This is a genomic window from Streptosporangium sp. NPDC023825 (genome assembly GCF_040639575.1).
Taxonomy (GTDB): domain Bacteria; phylum Actinomycetota; class Actinomycetes; order Streptosporangiales; family Streptosporangiaceae; genus Streptosporangium.
The window spans coordinates 215,327-232,381 of the sequence record NZ_JBFAAE010000005.1 but is presented as its reverse complement, the minus strand read 5'-3'; the positions used below and the strand labels follow the sequence as shown (position 1 = coordinate 232,381).

Here is a 17,055-nt window from a genome sequence, read left to right as displayed (position 1 = left end):
TCCTCATCTTCACCGAGGGTCCGAGGGGTTCTCCGTTCATCCGGATTCGCTCCGGTTCACTCCGGGCGCAGTGACATTCCCTCGTACTCGACGCGCTCGCCTTCGAGCAGAGTGACCTTCTCGACTCCGGACTCCAGCAGCTCACGCCAGCTTTCACCGAGCCACGACTCGGCATCCGCCTGGCTCGGGAACGTGTCGGACGGCGAAACACCCTCGACCACCTCGCCACCATTCGCGTTTTCGTAACGCCAGCGCCACGTCATGCCATAGCTCCTTCTCGCGGATCCTGCCGGTGCCCCTCGGCGGCTCAGCGAACACTACCTCTCCCGGGCACTCCCGGGCATGAAGGCGAGATCATGACCTCGTGCTCCGCCGCCGGGACGTTCCCGGCACCCCCGGCCCGCCGCGCGGGTCGTCAGCGTCCGCCCGGAGATGGAGACACGCGGTCTCTCAACCGGCTCCTCAACCCGACGGGAGAGCGGGCGTGAAAATCTTGATCTCCGGCACGGCGAGCGCGGGCGGATGGCCGGCGCCGGACTGCGGGTGCGCCTCCTGCGCCCGTGTCACGCCGGGCCGCCGCCCCACCTCCGTGGTACTCGACGTCCCGGTGGCACCCGACGGCGCCCTGATGCCAGGCGACTCCCTGATGCCTGGCGGCTCCTTGATGCCCGGCGGTCCCGGCGGCTCGGCGCCCCTCGACGGTTCGGTGACATCTGACGGCGCCCTGCCGCTCGACGGCCCCGGCGACCCGGTACCCCTCGACGATTCGGGGACGCCCGGCGGCTCGACGGCGCCCGGCGGCCTCGCGCGGCTGCCGCCGGCCGGCCCGCTTCCGCCCGGGTACCACGCCTCGACCGGCCCGGACGGCCTCACCGTCACCACGCCCGGCGGCCGACGCGTCCTCCACGCCGTTTCTTCCTCGCCCCTGCCCGCCTCTCTCCCGTCCCGAGAGTCTCCCCCGCTCGGCGGGCCTCCGCACGATGGGCTTCCGCGCGATGAGCCGTCGCGCGACGAGCGGGGCGTTCGGGAGGGAGACGCCGAGGGCGCGGGAGGGGCGTTGGATCTGGTGCTGCTGGACGTGCTGGATCGGCCGGAACGGCTTGGGGACCTGCGCCGGCGGGGCCTGGTCGGTGAGCGGACGCACGTGGTGGCCGTCGGTGTCGACCACCGGGTCCCCACGGAGGCGGAACTGACCCGGAGGGCCGCTCTGTGGGGCGTGCGCGTCGTACCGGACGGCACGATCGTCGACACCGGCGAGCCTCCGCCCGTTCCGGTTCCCCCGCCCAGGAGGACCCTGCTGCTCGGGGGGAGCCGGTCGGGCAAGTCGGCGGAGGCCGAACTGCGGCTGGCGGCGGAGCCCGAGGTGCTCTACGTCGCGACAGGCCCGTCCGGTACCGGCGACCCCGAGTGGCTGCGCCGGGTCCGGGCCCACCGCGACCGCAGGCCCGCGCACTGGAGGACCATCGAGACCACCGACCTGGCCGGGCTGCTGCGGTCCGCCGACATCCCACTGCTGATCGACGGGCTCGGTACCTGGGTGGCCGCCGTCTTCGACGAGTGCGCCGCCTGGCCGGGCGGCGACGGCTCCACCCGCGAGGACGGCGGGAACGGCAAAGACGGCAGGAACGGCGGGGACGGCAGGGACGCGGTCGCGGCCCGGTGCGACGACCTGGTGGCGGCATGGAGGCAGACCCGGGTCCGGGTCGTGGCGGTCTCCGACGAGGTCGGGCTCGGCGTGGTGCCCGGTACCGCCAGCGGCCGGATGTTCCGGGACACCCTCGGCCGGCTGAACCAGCGCCTCGCTCTGGAGTCGGAGGACGCCACCCTCGTCGTCTCCGGCCGCCTCCTCCCCCTCCCCGTCTGATGCCTCCCCGCGAGGCCGACGGCTACGATCGTCGGTCATGTCCGAACCCTCCCCCTCAGCCGAGGACGGCCCGTCCACGTTCGCCGACGGGGTGCGTCTCGCGATCGGCACGCTGAGTGTCTTCCCGGTCCGTCCAGGAGTGGTCGACCGCCGGGCAGGGGGGATCGCGATGACGGTGGCCCCGCTGGTGGGGGCGGTGATCGGGGCCGGCGGCGGGCTGGTGCTGATGGTCTCCCTGTGGCTGGGGACGACGCCGCTTCCAGCGGCGGTGCTGGCCGTGGCGATCGTGGCGCTGCTCACCCGGGGACTGCATCTGGACGGGCTGGCCGACCTCGCCGACGGGCTGGGCAGCGGGAAACCCGCCGAGCGGGCGCTGGAGATCATGAAGCGGTCGGACATCGGCCCCTTCGGCGTGGTGACGCTGGTCCTCGTCCTGCTGGTCCAGGTGACGGCCCTGCAGGAGGCCATCACCGGTGCCGGCGCGGGCGCGGGTGCGATCGCCCTGGTCGCGGCCTGCACGGCCGGGCGGCTCGCCCTCACCTGGGCCTGCCGCGCGGGCGTTCCCCCGGCACGCCCCGACGGGCTCGGCGCGATGGTCGCGGGCACTGTACGGCGGAGCGTCGCGGTGGCCGTGACCGCGCTGGTGCTCGCGGGAACGACGGCGCCGGCCTATCTCCACGGCATCGGTGCCCTCGACCTGTGGTCTTCCGGCTCCCCGTCCGAGCCCTCCGGCGGCTGGGGCTATTGGGCTTACGCGGAAACGCCCTACTCCGAGGTTGCCATCACCGGTGCGGGGTCTTTGGGCCTGGGGCCGTTCCTTGCCCCCCTGGGTCTCCCCCTGGCCATGCTCGTGGGGTTGCTGGCGGCCTGGGCCGTACGGCGCAGGGCCGTGCGACGGCTCGGCGGCGTCACCGGCGACGTGCTCGGCGCCCTCGTCGAGACCGCCACCGCGATGACCCTGCTGGCCTGCACGATCCTCGCGAACTGACCTCCCCCGGTCCCGGCCCGGACCTCGATGGCCCGGACCTCGATGGCCAGGGGCCGAAGGCCGAAGAAAATGACCAGGGGCCGAAGAGAAGAACAGGGGCCGAGGGCCGGGGGACCCTCCCGGCCCGAAATCTCACGCGGCCTTCACCGGGGACCTCACCCGGCGGCGACCGGGACCGGCCGCTCGACCGGCCGGTACTTGAACAGCAACGCGGAGACCACGGCCATCAGCGCCGAGCCGACCAGGCCCGTGATTCCCGCGACGGCGAACACCGGCGGGTCGGCCGCGTCACCGATGAGCAGCATCAGGCCCGCCGAGGAGTTCAGTGATCCGTGCCCGACGACCGCGGGCCAGACGCTTCCCGAATAGAGGCGGAGCCAGCCGAGCAGGGCTCCGAAGGTCACGCAGAAGACGACGAACATCGGCGCGGCCCACGCCCCGAGTTCGGGGTAGTTGTATCCGCGCAGGGTGAGCGGGAAGTGCCAGAGCCCCCAGATCACCCCGGACACCAGGAGCGCCCGCCAGGTGCCGAGCGGCGTCAGGCGCGGCAGCATCCAGCCTCGCCACCCCCACTCCTCCCCGAAGGCCGCGGCCGAGTTGACCACCGGGACGATCAGAACCATCGACACGGCCTGCACGGCCACCAGGGCTCCGATCTCCGCCGGGGGCGGCCCGCCCGGCGCGGCCGCCGCCAGGGTCTCGCGGAACAGGCTGAACTCTCGCAGGTCGACGGAGAGCAGGCCGAGGGCGGCGCTGAGCGCGATCGCGACGACGACCAGCGCGGGGATGCCGAACCAGGCCAGCGCGACCAGCGCGAGCGTGCGGCCCCGGCTCCCGCCTGCCGACAGGCCCGTCCGCACGGCCCACTCGCGCCCGGTGGCGGGATCCCCGAGCCGCCTGCCGCGTAGCCGGACGGCGAGGACGCCGAGCGTCGGGGTGAACATCATCGCCACCCCGATCAACGTGAACGTGAGCGTGCCGGTCGGCGCGTCCGACAGCCACAGGGGAAGAGTGAACAACCAGGACAGGCCGAATGCGATGAGCAGGAACAACCACAGGTCAGGGGATCGGCGAAGCATGACACCACCTTCGGGTGCTTGGACGCGGAAGGAATGGAAGACAGCGAAGGCGGCCGTGGGAGGGCCATGACACCGCGAGAGGCCAGGGAGGCGAGAGGCCGGGGAAGGGACGCGCGAAGGAAGGAGAAGGGAGGGAGGGAGACGACGGACGGGCGGGGACGGGGTCAGCGGGCGGACGGGCCGGTGGAGGCCCGGTCCACGAGGGTGTTCAGCAGGGCGGCGCCCTTCTCCGCGTCATCGATCGAGACGGCGAGGCGGCCACCGGAGACGTAGCCCAGCACGAGGCACTCCCCGCCGCGGATCATGATCGTCATGGCCCCCGGCAGCCCCCTGACGCCCCAGCCTCCGACGCCGGTCGGGAACCGCTCCTCCGTCCACGCCCGCTCCACCCGCTCGATCGCGATGTGCCTGCGGGGCAGGCGGAACGGCCCGAAGAAGAGCACGACACCCTCCTCGGTGATCTGCACCCGCACCGAACTGAAGGTCGCCCCCAGCAGGCCCACGAGAGACATGATCACCGCCGGGAGCCACAGCGCGCCCTCGCCGCCGATCAGGGCGAGCACGGCGAGCCCCAGGCCCGCGGCCAGGAGGGAGCCGCCGAGCGCGACGAGCGCGACGCTGCTCACCGAGGAGACCCACACCGCGCGCTGGCCGGGGCGGAGCGGGATCCGCCGGGTGGGGACGGCGGAGGGCTCGGGGCGGTCGTCGGGCCCCGGGCGGGCGACGAGGGCGCCGAGCCAGCCGCCCAGCACCAGCCCCGCGACCGCGAGCAGCGCGTCCCACCCCAGCTCGGCGGCCTGACTCCAGTCGGAGGCGTCGAGGTTGGCCTTCAGCGTGACCACCTGCAGCCCCAGGAGGAACAGGCCGAGACCGCCCAGCAGGGCGCCGAGCCCCATGCGGTTCGCCTTGCGCCTGAGCAGTGTGGTGTTGGCGAGCGCGAACACCAGTGCCCCGCCCGCCAGCAGCGCCCACAGGCCCACCTGGAACACCAGCGAGGCGATGAACGGCATCGAGTTGTCAGGGGCGCCGGACGTGCCCCAGTGCGTGGCGATCGGATCGGGCAGCCGGTCTCGCAGCGCCAGCGGCGCGGCGATCATCACGGTGGTCACCAGCGTGACCCAGCCGGCGGCGATGGACAGGAATCGGGCTTGGAGGCCCACGTCGGTCACCCCTTCCATGGACCGGGCTCCCGGCCCGGTCACGACAGTTCCCTGATGAGCTCGATGACGTCGTCGTGGCGGTAGCCGTACTGGACCGCCTCGTCGAGCAGGGCCCGCAGCTTCTCCTCGATGACACTGCGCGGGTTCGGGCGGCTGAGCACGCTCACGCCACGGCCCCGGCGGAACTCCAGCACCCCCTCGTCGCGCAGGTCCCGCAGGGCGCGCAACACCGTGTTGGCGTTGATGCCCAGCGCGGCGGCCAGATCGCGAGCCGGCGGGAGCCGGTCTCCCGGAGCGTACGAACCCTCGGCGACGGCACGTCTGATCGCCTCGGCGACCTGCTCGTGCAGCGGCCGGGGATCGTTCAGATCCAAGGTAAGCAACATAGTGCTATCGACATTAGCACCAAACCCTCGAATGGTGCCACTGCGAATAGCACTATCGGGCGATGCGATTCGTAGGACGAACCCTCGTTTATGCGTACTGCGCCAGCCCGACTAGCATCGGCCTATGTGACCACTGTGCGGCTTACCCCAACTGACAACGCTGTCTCGTTCGATACCGACGCGCTGGTCGTCGGCGTCCACACCGGACCGGACGGTCTGCTCCCCGCTCCCGGGGCCGAAGGCCTCGACCAGGCGCTCGGCGGCAGACTCGCCGCCACGCTCGAGAGCGTGGGCGCCAAGGGTAAGCAGGGCGAGATCTCCAAGATCCCCACCTTCGGCGCGCTGACCGCGCCCCTGCTGGTCGTCGTCGGCCTCGGCGACGCACCCGCCGGCGGCTACGACGCCGAGGTCCTGCGCCGCGCCGCGGGCACCGCGGTCCGCGCCCTGGCCGGCACCGGCCGGGTGGCGCTCGCCCTGCCCGCCGCGAGCGCGGAGCACGCCGGCGCCGCCGCCCTGGGCGGCCTTCTCGGCGCCTACTCGTTCACCAGGTACCGCACCGTGGGAGAGCAGAGCTCCCCGGTGTCCGAGCTGGCCGTGCTGAGCGACGCCGAGGGCGCCCAGGCCGCGATCGAGCGCGCCACCACGCTGGCCGAGTCGGTCTCGCTGGTCCGCGACCTGGTCAACACCCCGCCGTCGGACCTGTGGCCGGCCCGCTTCGCCGAGATCGCCGAGCAGGTGGGCACCGAGGCCGGCCTGTCGGTGGAGGTCCTGGACGAGAAGGCGCTCAAGGAGGGCGGCTACGGCGGCATCGTCGCCGTCGGCCAGGGGTCGGCCAACCCGCCCCGGCTGGTCCGCCTCTCCTACAGCCACCCCGAGGCCACCAAGAAGCTCGCGTACGTCGGCAAGGGCATCACCTTCGACTCCGGCGGCCTGTCGCTCAAGCCGACGGCCTCGATGGACTGGATGAAGTCGGACATGGGTGGCGCCGGCGCGGTCTTCGGCGCGCTCCTGGCGATCGCCAGACTGGGCCTGAAGGTCAACGCGGTCGGCTACCTCTGCCTGGCGGAGAACATGCCGAGCGGCACCGCGCAGCGCCCCTCCGACGTGTTCACCAGCTTCGCGGGCAAGACCGTCGAGGTGCTCGACACCGACGCCGAGGGCCGCCTGGTCCTGATCGACGGCATCGCCCGCGCCGGGCAGGACGACCCCGACGTGATCGTCGACGTCGCCACGCTCACCGGCGCGCAGATCGTCGCGCTCGGCTGGCGGACGGCGGGCGTGATGGGCAACGACGACGACCTCCGCGCGGAGATCGTCGCCACGGCCGGCGAGCAGGGCGAGGCCGCGTGGCCGATGCCCCTGCCCGACGAGCTCCGCAAGGGCCTCGACTCCCCGGTGGCCGACATCGCCAACCTGCACCCCGAGCGTTTCGGCGGGATGCTGACGGCGGCCATCTTCCTGCGGGAATTCGTACCGGACGGGGTCCGTTGGGCACACATCGACATGGCTGGTCCCGCCTTCAACAAGGGCGAGGCCCACGGCTACACGCCGAAGGGCGGCACCGGGGCGATCACCCGGACGCTCGTCGGCCTCGCCGAGCGCCACGCGGGCGAGCCGGCGCGGTAACCCTCACCGCCGCGCAAGCGGGTCACAAGTAACCCAGACAAATGAAAAGATGCGGTTGCCGGGGTCAGGCCAAGGGCGGGCACCGGCACGGCGCCGAGCCGGGTCCGGTGGCGGCGTGGATGCGATCGAGGATCCGCGCGGCCGTCCAGGGCACGACGAGGGGCGCGACCGTGAAGACGGTATTCCGATCCGACAAGGAGCTTTCCTGTGGCTGATGGCAGCGGCCCCTACGACATCGTCGTCCTAGGTGGCGGTAGCGGTGGGTATGCCTGCGCTCTGCGGGCGGCCGAGCTGGGCAAGACGGTCGCGCTGATCGAGAAGGACAAGATCGGCGGTACGTGCCTGCACCGCGGGTGCATTCCCACCAAGGCGCTTCTGCACTCCGCGGAGGTCGCCGACGAGACGCGGGAGAGCGCGACCTACGGCGTCAAGGCCCGCTTCGAGGGCATCGACGTGCCCGCGGTCCACGCGTTCAAGGACAAGATCGTCACTCGCGCCTGGAAGGGCGTGCAGGGCCTTCTCAAGAGCAAGGGCATCACGATCATCGAGGGTGAGGGCCGTCTCGCGGGCCCGAACCGGGTGTCGGTGGGCTCCGAGGTCTACGAGGGCCGCAACATCGTGCTGGCCACCGGCTCCGCGCCCAGGTCCCTGCCGGGCCTGGAGATCGACGGCGAGCGGGTCATCACCAGCGAGCACGCGCTCAAGCTCGACCGGGTGCCCACCTCGGTGGTCGTCCTGGGCGGCGGCGTCATCGGCGTGGAGTTCGCCAGCGTCTGGCGTTCCTTCGGCGCCGAGGTGACGATCGTCGAGGCCCTGCCGCACCTGCTGCCCCTGGAGGAGGAGTCCAGCTCCAAGCTGCTGGAGCGCTCCTTCCGCCGCCGCGGCATCAAGCAGGAGCTGGGCGTCTTCTTCGAGGGCGTCAAGACCACCGACACCGGCGTGGTCGTCAGCCTGGCCAACGGCAAGACCCTCGACGCCGAGCTGCTGCTCGTCGCGGTCGGCCGCGGCGCGGTCTCCGCGGGCATGGGCTTCGAGGAGGCGGGCATCGCGATCGAGCGCGGCACCGTCACGGTGAACGAGTTCTGCCAGACCAGCGTGCCGAACGTGTACGCGGTCGGCGACCTCATCCCGACCCTGCAGCTCGCGCACGCGGGCTTCGCCGAGGGCATCCTGGTGGCCGAGCACATCGCCGGCCTGAACCCGGTGCCGATCGACTACGACGGCGTGCCCAGGATCACCTACTCCGACCCCGAGGTCGCCTCGGTGGGCATCACCTCCGCCCAGGCCAGGGAGCGCGGCCACGAGGTCGTCGAGCTGACCTACGACCTCGCGGGCAACCCCAAGAGCCAGATCCTGCAGACGCAGGGCGCCGTCAAGATCATCGCGGCGAAGGACGGCCCGGTGCTCGGTGTGCACATGGTCGGCCGCCGCATCGGCGAGCTGGTGACCGAGGGTCAGCTGATCTACAACTGGGAGGCCCTGCCCTCCGAGGTCGCGCAGCTCATCCACGCGCACCCCACCCAGTCCGAGGCCGTCGGTGAGGCGATGCTGGCGCTGGCCGGCAAGCCGCTCCACGTCCACAACTAACGCAAGCCCTCACTCGGAACGCGAGAGAAGACAACCCATGCCGAAGTCCGTACAGATGCCCCAGCTCGGTGAGAGCGTCACGGAGGGCACCGTCACCCGTTGGCTGAAGAAGGAGGGCGAGCGCGTCGAGGCCGACGAGCCGCTTCTCGAAGTCTCCACCGACAAGGTCGACACCGAGATCCCCTCCCCGGCGGCGGGCATCCTCACGAAGATCGTGGTGGCCGAGGACGAGACCGTCGAGGTCGGCGCCGAGCTCGCCGTCATCGACGAGAACGGCACCGAGGGCGCCGCCGCCCCGGCGCAGGAGAAGGCCCCCGAGCCGGAGCCGGAGCCCGAGCCCGAGCCCGCTCCGCAGCAGCAGGCGCAGCCGGCCTCCTCGATCCCGCAGCCCGCCCCGCAGGCCCCGGCGCCCGCGCAGCAGGCTCCCGCCCCGCAGGCTCCGGCGCAGGCGCAGCAGGCTCCGGCCCCGCAGCAGGCTCCCCAGGCCCAGGCTCCGCAGACCGTCCAGTCCTCCCAGGCCGCGCCGCCGTCCCCGATCGCGGCGTCCGAGCCCGTCGCGCAGCCGTCGGGCGACAGCCCGTACGTCACCCCGCTGGTGCGCAAGCTCGCCGGCGAGCACGGCGTCGACCTCGACTCGCTGACCGGCACCGGCGTCGGCGGGCGCATCCGCAAGCAGGACGTGCTGGAGGCCGCCCGCGACCAGCGCGAGCGTGCCGCCGCGGCCCAGGCCCCCCAGGCCCAGGCTCCGCAGGCCGCCGCCCAGGCCCCGGCCCAGGCGTCCGCCCCGCAGGCCCCCGAGCCGGTCGTGGTGGACACCACGCTGCGCGGGCGCACCGAGAAGATGTCGCGGCTGCGCCAGACCATCGCCAAGCGCATGGTCGAGTCGCTGCAGGTCTCGGCCCAGCTCACCAGCGTGGTCGAGGTCGACGTCACCAAGATCGCGCGGCTGCGCGAGCAGGCGAAGGGCGAGTTCCTGCGGCGCGAGGGCGTCAAGCTCTCGTTCACGCCGTTCTTCGCCCTCGCCACGATCGAGGCGCTCAAGCAGCACCCGAAGCTGAACGCCACGATCAACAGCGAGACCAACGAGGTCACGTACTTCGACGCCGAGCACCTGGCCTTCGCGACGGACACCGAGCGCGGCCTGATCGTCCCGGTGATCAAGGACGCGGGCGACCTCAACATCGCCGGGCTGGCCCGTAAGATCGCCGACCTCGCCGAGCGCACCCGCACCAACAAGGTGAGCCCGGACGAGCTGGGCGGCGGCACGTTCACGCTGACCAACACCGGCAGCCGCGGCGCGCTGTTCGACACGCCGATCCTCAACCAGCCGCAGGTCGGCATGCTGGGCACCGGCGCCGTCGTCAAGCGCCCGGTGGTCCTGGACACCCCCGAGGGCGAGGTCATCGCCGTCCGCTCGATGATGTACCTGGCGCTCAGCTACGACCACCGCCTGGTCGACGGCGCCGACGCCGCCCGCTTCCTGACGACGATCAAGCGTCGTCTCGAGGAGGGCCGTTTCGAGAACCAGCTGGGCCTGAACGGCTAGTCACCCGTTCTCTCCCACCGGGCCGGTCCGCGATGTCGCGGGCCGGCCCGGCTCGTTCTCCCCGGGCGCGGGCGGCTTCCCGCGTCCCGCCGGTCCTCAGGGGTCGCGGGGGCCCGGTGGCCCTCCGAGAGCCCGTGGCGGTGACGCGAATCCGGTGGGCGCCCGGTTTCCGAAGATCCGGGGGAGGTCGATTACATTGGGAGACATGAAGATCACAGTGACCGGGTCCTCGGGCCTGCTGGGATCGGCTCTGGTCAAGGCTCTGCGGGACGACGGCGCCAGGGTGGTCCGTTTGGTCAGGCGGGTGCCGAAGGGCGACGACGAGGCCTTCTGGAACCCGGCGAAGGGGGTCGTCGACCGGGAGGCCTTGGAGGGAGCGGAGGCGGTGATCCATCTCGCCGGCGCGGGCATCGGCGACCGGCGCTGGAGCGAGGACCACAAGCGCGAGGTGGTCGCCAGCCGGGTCGAGGGGACCAGGACCCTGGCGGGCGCGCTCGCGGGTCTGGCGGCGAAGCCCGCGGTGCTGCTGTCCGGCTCGGCGATCGGCTTCTACGGCGACACCGGGGACGTGGCGGTGGACGAGACGGCGCCCGCCGGTGCCGGGTTCCTCGCACAGGACGTGGTGGTGCCGTGGGAGGCGGAGACGGCGCCCGCCGAGGAGGCGGGCATCCGGGTGGTGACGCTCCGTACCGGCCTGGTGCTGAGCGGGCGGGGTGGCATGCTGTCGCAGATCCTCCCCCTCTTCAAGGTCGGGCTGGGCGCCCCGCTGGGGTCGGGGCGGCAGTACTGGTCGTGGATCTCCATCGACGACTGGATGCTCGCCGTACAACACATCCTGAAAAATCCTGAAATCTCGGGCCCGGTGAATCTGACGGCCCCCGAGCCGGTCACCAACGCCGAGTTCACCAAGGCGCTCGGAGCGGCGCTGCACCGGCCCACGATGCCGCTGCCCGTGCCGGGCTTCGTGCTGCGCACGGTCCTCGGGGAGTTCGCCGAGGAGGGGGTGCTGACCGGCCAGCGGGTGCTCCCGCGGCGCCTGCTCGACAGCGGTTACGCGTTCCGGCATACGCGTCTCGACGAGGCACTGGCCGCCGTACTCTAAAATCCCTGTTTTCGGCGTTCTGGCCGATGAGATCACTTGGGAGACAGACATGGGCAGCCCCGGGCAGTCGCACATCCTCGCGATCGGAGGCGGCTCGTTCCGCGCGTCCACGCGTCAGGGGATCATGGAGGCGAGCCCGCTGCTCAGGTACGCCCTCGACCTCACCGGCCAGGACCGGCCCCGCCTGGGCCTGCTCGCCACCGCCACCGGCGACGACGCGGAGTGGCTGCTGAAGATGTACGGCGCCTTCGGCGCGTGGGACGTCGAGGTCAGCCACCTGACCGTGTTCCCGATGACCAACGTCGAGGACCCGCGCGAGTGGGCGCTCAGCCAGGACATCATCTACGTCAGCGGCGGCAGCGTGGCCAACCTGGCGGTCCTGTGGCGGCTGCACGGCCTCGACGAGATCTTCGAGGAGGCGTGGCGGGCGGGCGTGGTGCTGGCGGGCCAGAGCGCCGGGGCGCTCTGCTGGCACGTGGGCGGCAACACCGACTCCTTCGGGCCGACGCTGCGGGTGTGGTCCGACGGCCTGGGCATGCTCCCCTACTCCTGCGGCGTCCACTACGACTCCGACCCGCAGCGCCGGCAACTGCTGCACGAGGCGGTGGCCTCGGGCGAGTTGCCCCAGGGTTACGCCGCCGACGAGGGCGTCGCCCTGCACTACGTGGGCACCGAGTTCATCCAGGCCGTCAGCGTGCACCCGGACGCCTACGCCTACAAGGTCGAGCACGACGGGGCGGGCGGGGCGAAGGAGTTCCGCATCGAGCCTCGGCTTCTCACGTCTTAACCACGAACGGGTCAACTACTCTTGAGGCGTGAGTGACCTGGCAATCGTCCGTCTTGGCGTTGACTTCCCCTACGAGCAGGCATGGGATCTTCAGCGGCGCATCCACGCGCGCCGGGTGGCCGAGGAGATCCCCGACACCTGCCTGATGCTCGAACACGCGCCGGTCTACACGGCGGGCAGGCGCACCGCGCCGCACGAGAGGCCCTCCGACGGCACCCCTGTCGTCGAGGTCGACCGGGGTGGCCGGATCACCTGGCACGGCCCCGGCCAGTTGGTCGGCTACCCGATCGTGCGGCTCGGCGGCCCGCTCGACGTGAACGCCTACGTGAGGCTCCTGGAGGAGACCCTGGTGCACGTCTGCGCCGACTTCGGGGTCCAGGCGGGCCGGGTGGAGGGGCGCGGCGGCGTCTGGGTGGCCGGAGACCCCTCGCACGGCCTGCCGGACCGCAAGGTCGGCGCGATCGGCATCCGGGTCTCGGGCGGCGTCACGATGCACGGGTTCGCGCTCAACTGCTCCAACGACCCGAGCTGGTACAACCGGATCGTCCCGTGTGGCATCAGCGACGCCGGGGTCTCCTCGCTGTCGGCCGAGACCGGCCGCCGGATCGTGGTCGACGAGGTCCTGCCGTACGCCGAGAAGCACCTGGCGGAGGCGCTCGGCGCGCAGGCCTTCGAGCTGCCCGAGGAAGACCTGTTCCGGCGCTGACCCCGGCACCGGCCTGCGGAGCGCGTCCGGGGTCCGGCACCGTCTTCGGGACCGTTCTCCCCGCCCCCTCACCCGCCGCGACCCGGGTCCGCCGCAACCCGCGGCGGGACATAAGCTGGTGAGGTGAGCGAGCGTGACGATATTTACCGCACCTCGATGTGCACCACCTCGGTCCCTCGACCGACGAAGGAGCTCGCATGACCGTCGCCCCCGAAGGGCGGAAGCTCCTCCGCCTCGAGGTCCGCAACGCCGAGACCCCCATCGAGAAGAAGCCCGACTGGATCAAGACCAAGTTCAGGGCGGGCCCGAACCATACCGAGCTCCGGGCGCTGGTCAAACGCGAAGGGCTGCACACGGTCTGCCAGGAGGCCGGGTGTCCCAACATCTCCGAGTGCTGGGAGGACCGCGAGGCCACCTTCCTCATCGGCGGCGACCAGTGCACCCGGCGGTGTGACTTCTGCCAGATCGACACCGGCAAGCCCAAGGCGTACGACACCGACGAGCCGCGCCGCGTGGCCGACTCGGTGCGGCAGATGGGGCTCAACTACGCGACCGTGACCGGTGTCGCCCGCGACGACCTGCCCGACGGCGGCGCGTGGCTGTACGCCGAGACCGCGCGGCAGATCCACGCGCTCCTGCCCGGGTGCGGTGTCGAGCTGCTGGTGCCCGACTTCAACGGCGACCAGGCCCAGCTGGAGGAGGTGTTCTCCTCCAGGCCCGAGGTGTTCGCGCACAACATCGAGACCGTGCCGCGGATCTTCAAGCGCATCCGGCCCGCGTTCCGCTACGACCGGTCCCTGGGAGTGATCACCAAGGCCCGCCAGGCCGGTCTGGTGACCAAGTCCAACCTGATCCTCGGCATGGGCGAGGAGCGCGAGGAGATCATCCAGGCCATGCGCGACCTGCACGAGGCCGGGTGCGACCTGCTCACCGTGACCCAGTACCTGCGGCCCACCCCGCGCCACCACCCCGTCGAGCGCTGGGTGAAGCCCGAGGAGTTCGTGGAGCTGCAGAAGGAGGCGGAGGCCATCGGTTTCGCCGGAGTCCTCTCCGGGCCGCTGGTCCGCTCCTCCTACCGGGCGGGCCGCCTGTACAAGCAGGCCGTCGAGGCTCGCCAGCACGCCTGAGCCCCGGCTCCCCGAGCCCCGCGTGAAACCGGAAGGACCCCGCTCCCGAGCGGGGTCCTTCCGGTTTTCCGCCCTCGGCCCCCCTCCTTCGCGGCCGGTCCGCATGGCCGTCTCCACCCGGGAAGGGGCCCTCCCGGTTCTCCGCCCTCGGCTCCCGTCCGCATGGCCGCCTCCACCCGGGAAAGGACGCGGCGGGGCCGCCGGCGAACGCGTACGGTCACGGGCACCCGGCGGCCCCGCGCCGGACCCGGCACCCGGCACCCGGCACCCGGCAGGTCACGTTTTCACTTCTTGAGCCCTGGATTTGTATCCTTCAGAACATGGCCAAGAAGCCCGAAGACTCAGAGCGCCCGGGGCGCATCAAGCAGCTCCGCATGATCGCGAAGATCATCAAGGAGGCAAACCCCAAGGGGATGCCGATCGTCTACGCCTCGGCGCTGGGCACGCTCGCGCTGTGCGTGGTGATCGGCCTGGTCACGGGCTGGTTCTGGTATCTCCTCTTCATCGGGATCATGCTGGCCCTGACCGTCGGGCTGGTGGTGTTCGGCCAGCTCGCCCAGAGGGCCCAGTACTCCATGTTGCACGGGCAGATCGGCGCCGCCGCCGCGATCCTGCAGGGCATGCGCGGCAACTGGGAGGTCACCCCCGCCGTCGCCGTCACCCGCGACCAGGACATCGTGCACCGCGTGGTCGGCTACCCCGGCATCATCCTGGTCTCCGAGGGGCCGGGCAGCCGCGTGCAGAAGATGCTGGTCGCCGAGAAGAAGCGCGTCCAGCGGGTCGCGCTGGACGTCCCCGTCTACGACATCCAGTCCGGCGACGGCGACGGGCAGATCCCGCTGGCCAAGCTGCAGCGGCATCTGATGAAGCTGCCCCGCAACCTCAAGAAGCCCGCCCTGTACGAGATCAACAACCGGCTGAAGGCCCTCCCGCAGACGCTGCCGATGCCCAAGGGCCCGCTGCCGCGCGGCGCGAAGATGCCGCGCCCGAAGATGCGCTGATGAGCCTCGCCGGGGTGGGCCGCCACCGGGTGGACGCCGCGGCCACCTCCCGGGCCAACCGCGGCTGGTGGGACGGCGCCGCCGACGAGTACCAGGCGGAGCACGGGGAGTTCCTGCGCGACGCCGGGTTCGTCTGGGGTCCCGAGGGCCTGGACGAGGCCGACGCCCGCCTGCTGGGCGACGTCGCGGGCAGGGACGTGCTGGAGATCGGCTGCGGTGCCGGGCAGTGCGGGCGCTGGCTGGCCGGGCAGGGCGCCAGGGTGGCCGCCTTCGACCTGTCCTTCCGGCAGCTCCAGCACTCCGGCCGGATCGACCTGGAGGCCGGGTCCGCGCTGCCGGTGGTCCAGGCGGACGCGGAGGCGCTGCCCTTCGGCGACCAGACGTTCGACCTGGCCTGCTCGGCCTACGGCGCGCTGCCGTTCGTGGCCGACGCCGGGGCCGTCCTGGCCGAGATCCACCGGGTGCTGCGCCCGGGGGGCCTGCTGGTCTTCTCGGTGAGCCACCCGGTCCGCTGGGCCTTCCCCGACGACCCGGGCCCCGCCGGGCTGACCTCCGACCGCTCCTACTTCGACCGTTCCGCGTACGTGGAGATCGGCGAGGACGGGCGGCCGTCCTACGTCGAGCACCACCGCACGATGGCCGACTGGGTCGGCCTCATCACCGCGTCGGGGCTGGTGCTGCGGGGGCTGACCGAGCCCGAGTGGCCGCCCGGCCACGACCGCGAGTGGGGCGGCTGGAGCCCGCTGCGCGGCCGCCACCTGCCCGGCACCGCGATCTTCACCTGCGCGCGGTAGGCGCGCAGCCCCGCCGGGTGACCCGGCGGGGTGGACCGCTCACGCCGGACGCGCCCTAGCGGTCGCCGCCGGCGTTCACGACGAGCCCGCCGAGGGCCTCGAAGGTGGCGAAATCCCCGGCGGAGACGAGGTTCTTGGTCACGGCGACCGCGATCCCGGTGGCCGTGTCGGCGTACGCGGCCGACCCGCCGCTGCCCGCCATCCCGAACAGGGTGAGGCTGTCGAGAGCCCCGGTGGCACCGAGGGCGTACCCGAGGGACCTGGTGGCCGGGAAGGCGGTGACCTCGTCCACGCCGGTGAACTCCACAGCGGTGATCTCGCGAAGCCGTTCCGGCGAGACGAGCCGGACGCCGTCGACCTCGCCCAGCAGGGCGGCGTACATGCGGGCCACGGCGCGGGCGGACATGGTGCCGCCCGCCGGGATGTCGGAGGTCAGCACGTCGGCGCGGTTGCCGAAGGCGGCGTCGGGCATCGCCGCCATCGGCGCGGCCGTGTAGCCGTCCACGACCTTGAAGAACGGGATGTCCGCGAACATCGTCTCCGCGGACATCCCCTCGGGCATCTCGAAGTCGCTCGGCGCGTCCTCCAGGCGGGCCAGCCTGCCCAGCTCGGACTCGGGCACGCCGAAGAACAGCTCGTCCGCCACCCCCAGCGGCCCGGCGACCTCCTCCCGCAGGACCTGGGAGATCGGCGTGCCGGTGGCCCGGCGGACGATCTCACCGACGATGTAGCCGAACGACTGGGGGTGGTAGCCGCTCCTGGTGCCCGGCTCCCACCAGGGCCTGGCATCGGCGATCGCCGCGCACATCCCCTCCCAGTCGCACAGGTCCTGCGGGGTGGTGTCCACCGGTACGCCGGGCACGCCCGTCGAGTGGGTCAGGGCGTGCCGCACGGTCGCGCGCTCCTTGCCGTGGGCGCCGAACTCCGGCCACAGCTCGGCGATCGGCGTGTCGTAGCCGAGAACGCCCCGCTCCACGAGCACGTGCGCCACGGTCGAGGTGACGCCCTTGCCGGTCGAGGCGCTCCAGAACGGCATGTCCGGCGTGACGAGACGCCCGGTGGCCGGATCGGCGACGCCCGCGACGACGTCGACCACCTGCTCGCCGTGCCGGTACGCGGCGACCTGCAGGCCCCGCTCGGCACCGGACTCCACCAGCCTGTCGGCCGCCTCCTGGACCCGCTTCTGCATATCGTTCACGGTCTTCCCCTTCGTGATGAGGTGTGTGACCCGTATGACGGCCCGACTCCGGGAAAGGAATCGGTCCGGGGACGGGAAATCGGCCCGGATCTCGGGAACGGGAC

The 17,055-nt window shown here is 72.1% G+C and carries 16 protein-coding genes; 11 read left to right on the top strand and 5 right to left on the bottom strand.

What is annotated here, in order from left to right:
• Positions 1–56: 56 nt before the first annotated feature.
• On the bottom strand, positions 57–263 hold the full coding sequence (locus AB0G15_RS07305) for a hypothetical protein (protein WP_362836278.1): 207 nt from the start codon (positions 261–263) through the stop codon (positions 57–59).
• 803 nt (positions 264–1,066) lie between these two features.
• Here AB0G15_RS07305 and AB0G15_RS07300 point away from each other — a divergent pair.
• Complete coding sequence (locus AB0G15_RS07300; protein WP_362836356.1) at positions 1,067–1,864, top strand: bifunctional adenosylcobinamide kinase/adenosylcobinamide-phosphate guanylyltransferase; 798 nt, start codon at positions 1,067–1,069, stop codon at positions 1,862–1,864.
• Between the two features lie 37 nt (positions 1,865–1,901).
• Complete coding sequence (locus tag AB0G15_RS07295) at positions 1,902–2,852, top strand: adenosylcobinamide-GDP ribazoletransferase (protein WP_362836276.1); 951 nt, start codon at positions 1,902–1,904, stop codon at positions 2,850–2,852.
• Between the two features lie 155 nt (positions 2,853–3,007).
• Here the strand turns inward: AB0G15_RS07295 and AB0G15_RS07290 are convergent, their stop codons facing one another.
• From AB0G15_RS07290 to AB0G15_RS07280, 3 genes are all read right to left on the bottom strand, one after another.
• Positions 3,008–3,931, bottom strand: coding sequence for a CPBP family intramembrane glutamic endopeptidase (locus tag AB0G15_RS07290; protein ID WP_362836274.1), 924 nt, complete (start codon positions 3,929–3,931; stop codon positions 3,008–3,010).
• A gap of 164 nt (positions 3,932–4,095) precedes the next feature.
• Positions 4,096–5,109 carry a DUF1648 domain-containing protein gene (locus tag AB0G15_RS07285; RefSeq protein WP_362836272.1) on the bottom strand — a complete coding sequence of 338 codons (1,014 nt, stop codon included), beginning with the start codon at positions 5,107–5,109 and terminating at the stop codon, positions 4,096–4,098.
• Positions 5,110–5,129: 20 nt separating this feature from the next.
• The gene (locus AB0G15_RS07280) at positions 5,130–5,465 is read right to left on the bottom strand and encodes a GntR family transcriptional regulator (RefSeq protein ID WP_329092738.1); all 336 of its coding nucleotides are present in this window, start codon (positions 5,463–5,465) and stop codon (positions 5,130–5,132) included.
• Between the two features lie 102 nt (positions 5,466–5,567).
• Here AB0G15_RS07280 and AB0G15_RS07275 point away from each other — a divergent pair, with 102 nt between their 5' ends.
• From AB0G15_RS07275 to AB0G15_RS07235, 9 genes are all read left to right on the top strand, one after another.
• Entirely contained in the window at positions 5,568–7,103 is a 1,536-nt protein-coding gene (locus AB0G15_RS07275; RefSeq protein WP_362836270.1) for a leucyl aminopeptidase, read from the top strand.
• A gap of 207 nt (positions 7,104–7,310) precedes the next feature.
• Positions 7,311–8,690, top strand: a complete 1,380-nt coding sequence (gene lpdA, locus AB0G15_RS07270) for a dihydrolipoyl dehydrogenase (RefSeq protein WP_362676712.1) — start codon at positions 7,311–7,313, stop codon at positions 8,688–8,690.
• 37 nt (positions 8,691–8,727) lie between these two features.
• On the top strand, positions 8,728–10,236 hold the full coding sequence (sucB, locus tag AB0G15_RS07265) for a 2-oxoglutarate dehydrogenase, E2 component, dihydrolipoamide succinyltransferase (protein ID WP_362836268.1): 1,509 nt from the start codon (positions 8,728–8,730) through the stop codon (positions 10,234–10,236).
• 205 nt (positions 10,237–10,441) lie between these two features.
• Positions 10,442–11,338, top strand: coding sequence for a TIGR01777 family oxidoreductase (locus AB0G15_RS07260; protein WP_362836266.1), 897 nt, complete (start codon positions 10,442–10,444; stop codon positions 11,336–11,338).
• 49 nt (positions 11,339–11,387) lie between these two features.
• Positions 11,388–12,125: a peptidase E gene (locus AB0G15_RS07255; RefSeq protein WP_362836264.1), complete on the top strand. Its 738-nt coding sequence runs from the start codon at positions 11,388–11,390 to the stop codon at positions 12,123–12,125.
• 28 nt (positions 12,126–12,153) lie between these two features.
• Positions 12,154–12,831, top strand: coding sequence for a lipoyl(octanoyl) transferase LipB (lipB, locus tag AB0G15_RS07250; protein WP_362676720.1), 678 nt, complete (start codon positions 12,154–12,156; stop codon positions 12,829–12,831).
• Between the two features lie 197 nt (positions 12,832–13,028).
• Positions 13,029–13,958 (top strand): lipoyl synthase, encoded by a 930-nt coding sequence (gene lipA / locus AB0G15_RS07245; RefSeq protein WP_362676722.1) that lies wholly within the window; start codon positions 13,029–13,031, stop codon positions 13,956–13,958.
• 320 nt (positions 13,959–14,278) lie between these two features.
• A complete protein-coding gene (locus AB0G15_RS07240) occupies positions 14,279–14,959 on the top strand; it encodes a DUF4191 domain-containing protein (protein WP_362676724.1) in 681 nt (226 codons plus the stop codon).
• Positions 14,959–15,753: a class I SAM-dependent methyltransferase gene (locus AB0G15_RS07235; protein ID WP_362836262.1), complete on the top strand. Its 795-nt coding sequence runs from the start codon at positions 14,959–14,961 to the stop codon at positions 15,751–15,753. The genes AB0G15_RS07240 and AB0G15_RS07235 overlap by 1 nt, the downstream gene beginning before the upstream one ends.
• A gap of 55 nt (positions 15,754–15,808) precedes the next feature.
• On the opposite strand, the gene AB0G15_RS07230 is transcribed toward AB0G15_RS07235, so the two are convergent.
• Positions 15,809–16,942: a serine hydrolase domain-containing protein gene (locus AB0G15_RS07230; RefSeq protein WP_362836354.1), complete on the bottom strand. Its 1,134-nt coding sequence runs from the start codon at positions 16,940–16,942 to the stop codon at positions 15,809–15,811.
• Positions 16,943–17,055: the final 113 nt, after the last annotated feature.

What these genes read in the sequence shown, in the direction of transcription:
- AB0G15_RS07305 (WP_362836278.1), bottom strand. Translation starts at nt 263, where the DNA reads ATGACGTGGCGCTGGCGTTACGAAAACGCGAATGGTGGCGAGGTGGTC.
- AB0G15_RS07295 (WP_362836276.1), top strand. Translation starts at nt 1,902, where the DNA reads ATGTCCGAACCCTCCCCCTCAGCCGAGGACGGCCCGTCCACGTTCGCC.
- AB0G15_RS07290 (WP_362836274.1), bottom strand. Translation starts at nt 3,931, where the DNA reads ATGCTTCGCCGATCCCCTGACCTGTGGTTGTTCCTGCTCATCGCATTC.
- AB0G15_RS07285 (WP_362836272.1), bottom strand. Translation starts at nt 5,109, where the DNA reads ATGGAAGGGGTGACCGACGTGGGCCTCCAAGCCCGATTCCTGTCCATC.
- AB0G15_RS07275 (WP_362836270.1), top strand. Translation starts at nt 5,568, where the DNA reads ATGCGTACTGCGCCAGCCCGACTAGCATCGGCCTATGTGACCACTGTG.
- sucB (WP_362836268.1), top strand. Translation starts at nt 8,728, where the DNA reads ATGCCGAAGTCCGTACAGATGCCCCAGCTCGGTGAGAGCGTCACGGAG.
- AB0G15_RS07260 (WP_362836266.1), top strand. Translation starts at nt 10,442, where the DNA reads ATGAAGATCACAGTGACCGGGTCCTCGGGCCTGCTGGGATCGGCTCTG.
- AB0G15_RS07255 (WP_362836264.1), top strand. Translation starts at nt 11,388, where the DNA reads ATGGGCAGCCCCGGGCAGTCGCACATCCTCGCGATCGGAGGCGGCTCG.
- lipA (WP_362676722.1), top strand. Translation starts at nt 13,029, where the DNA reads ATGACCGTCGCCCCCGAAGGGCGGAAGCTCCTCCGCCTCGAGGTCCGC.
- AB0G15_RS07240 (WP_362676724.1), top strand. Translation starts at nt 14,279, where the DNA reads ATGGCCAAGAAGCCCGAAGACTCAGAGCGCCCGGGGCGCATCAAGCAG.
- AB0G15_RS07235 (WP_362836262.1), top strand. Translation starts at nt 14,959, where the DNA reads ATGAGCCTCGCCGGGGTGGGCCGCCACCGGGTGGACGCCGCGGCCACC.
- AB0G15_RS07230 (WP_362836354.1), bottom strand. Translation starts at nt 16,942, where the DNA reads ATGCAGAAGCGGGTCCAGGAGGCGGCCGACAGGCTGGTGGAGTCCGGT.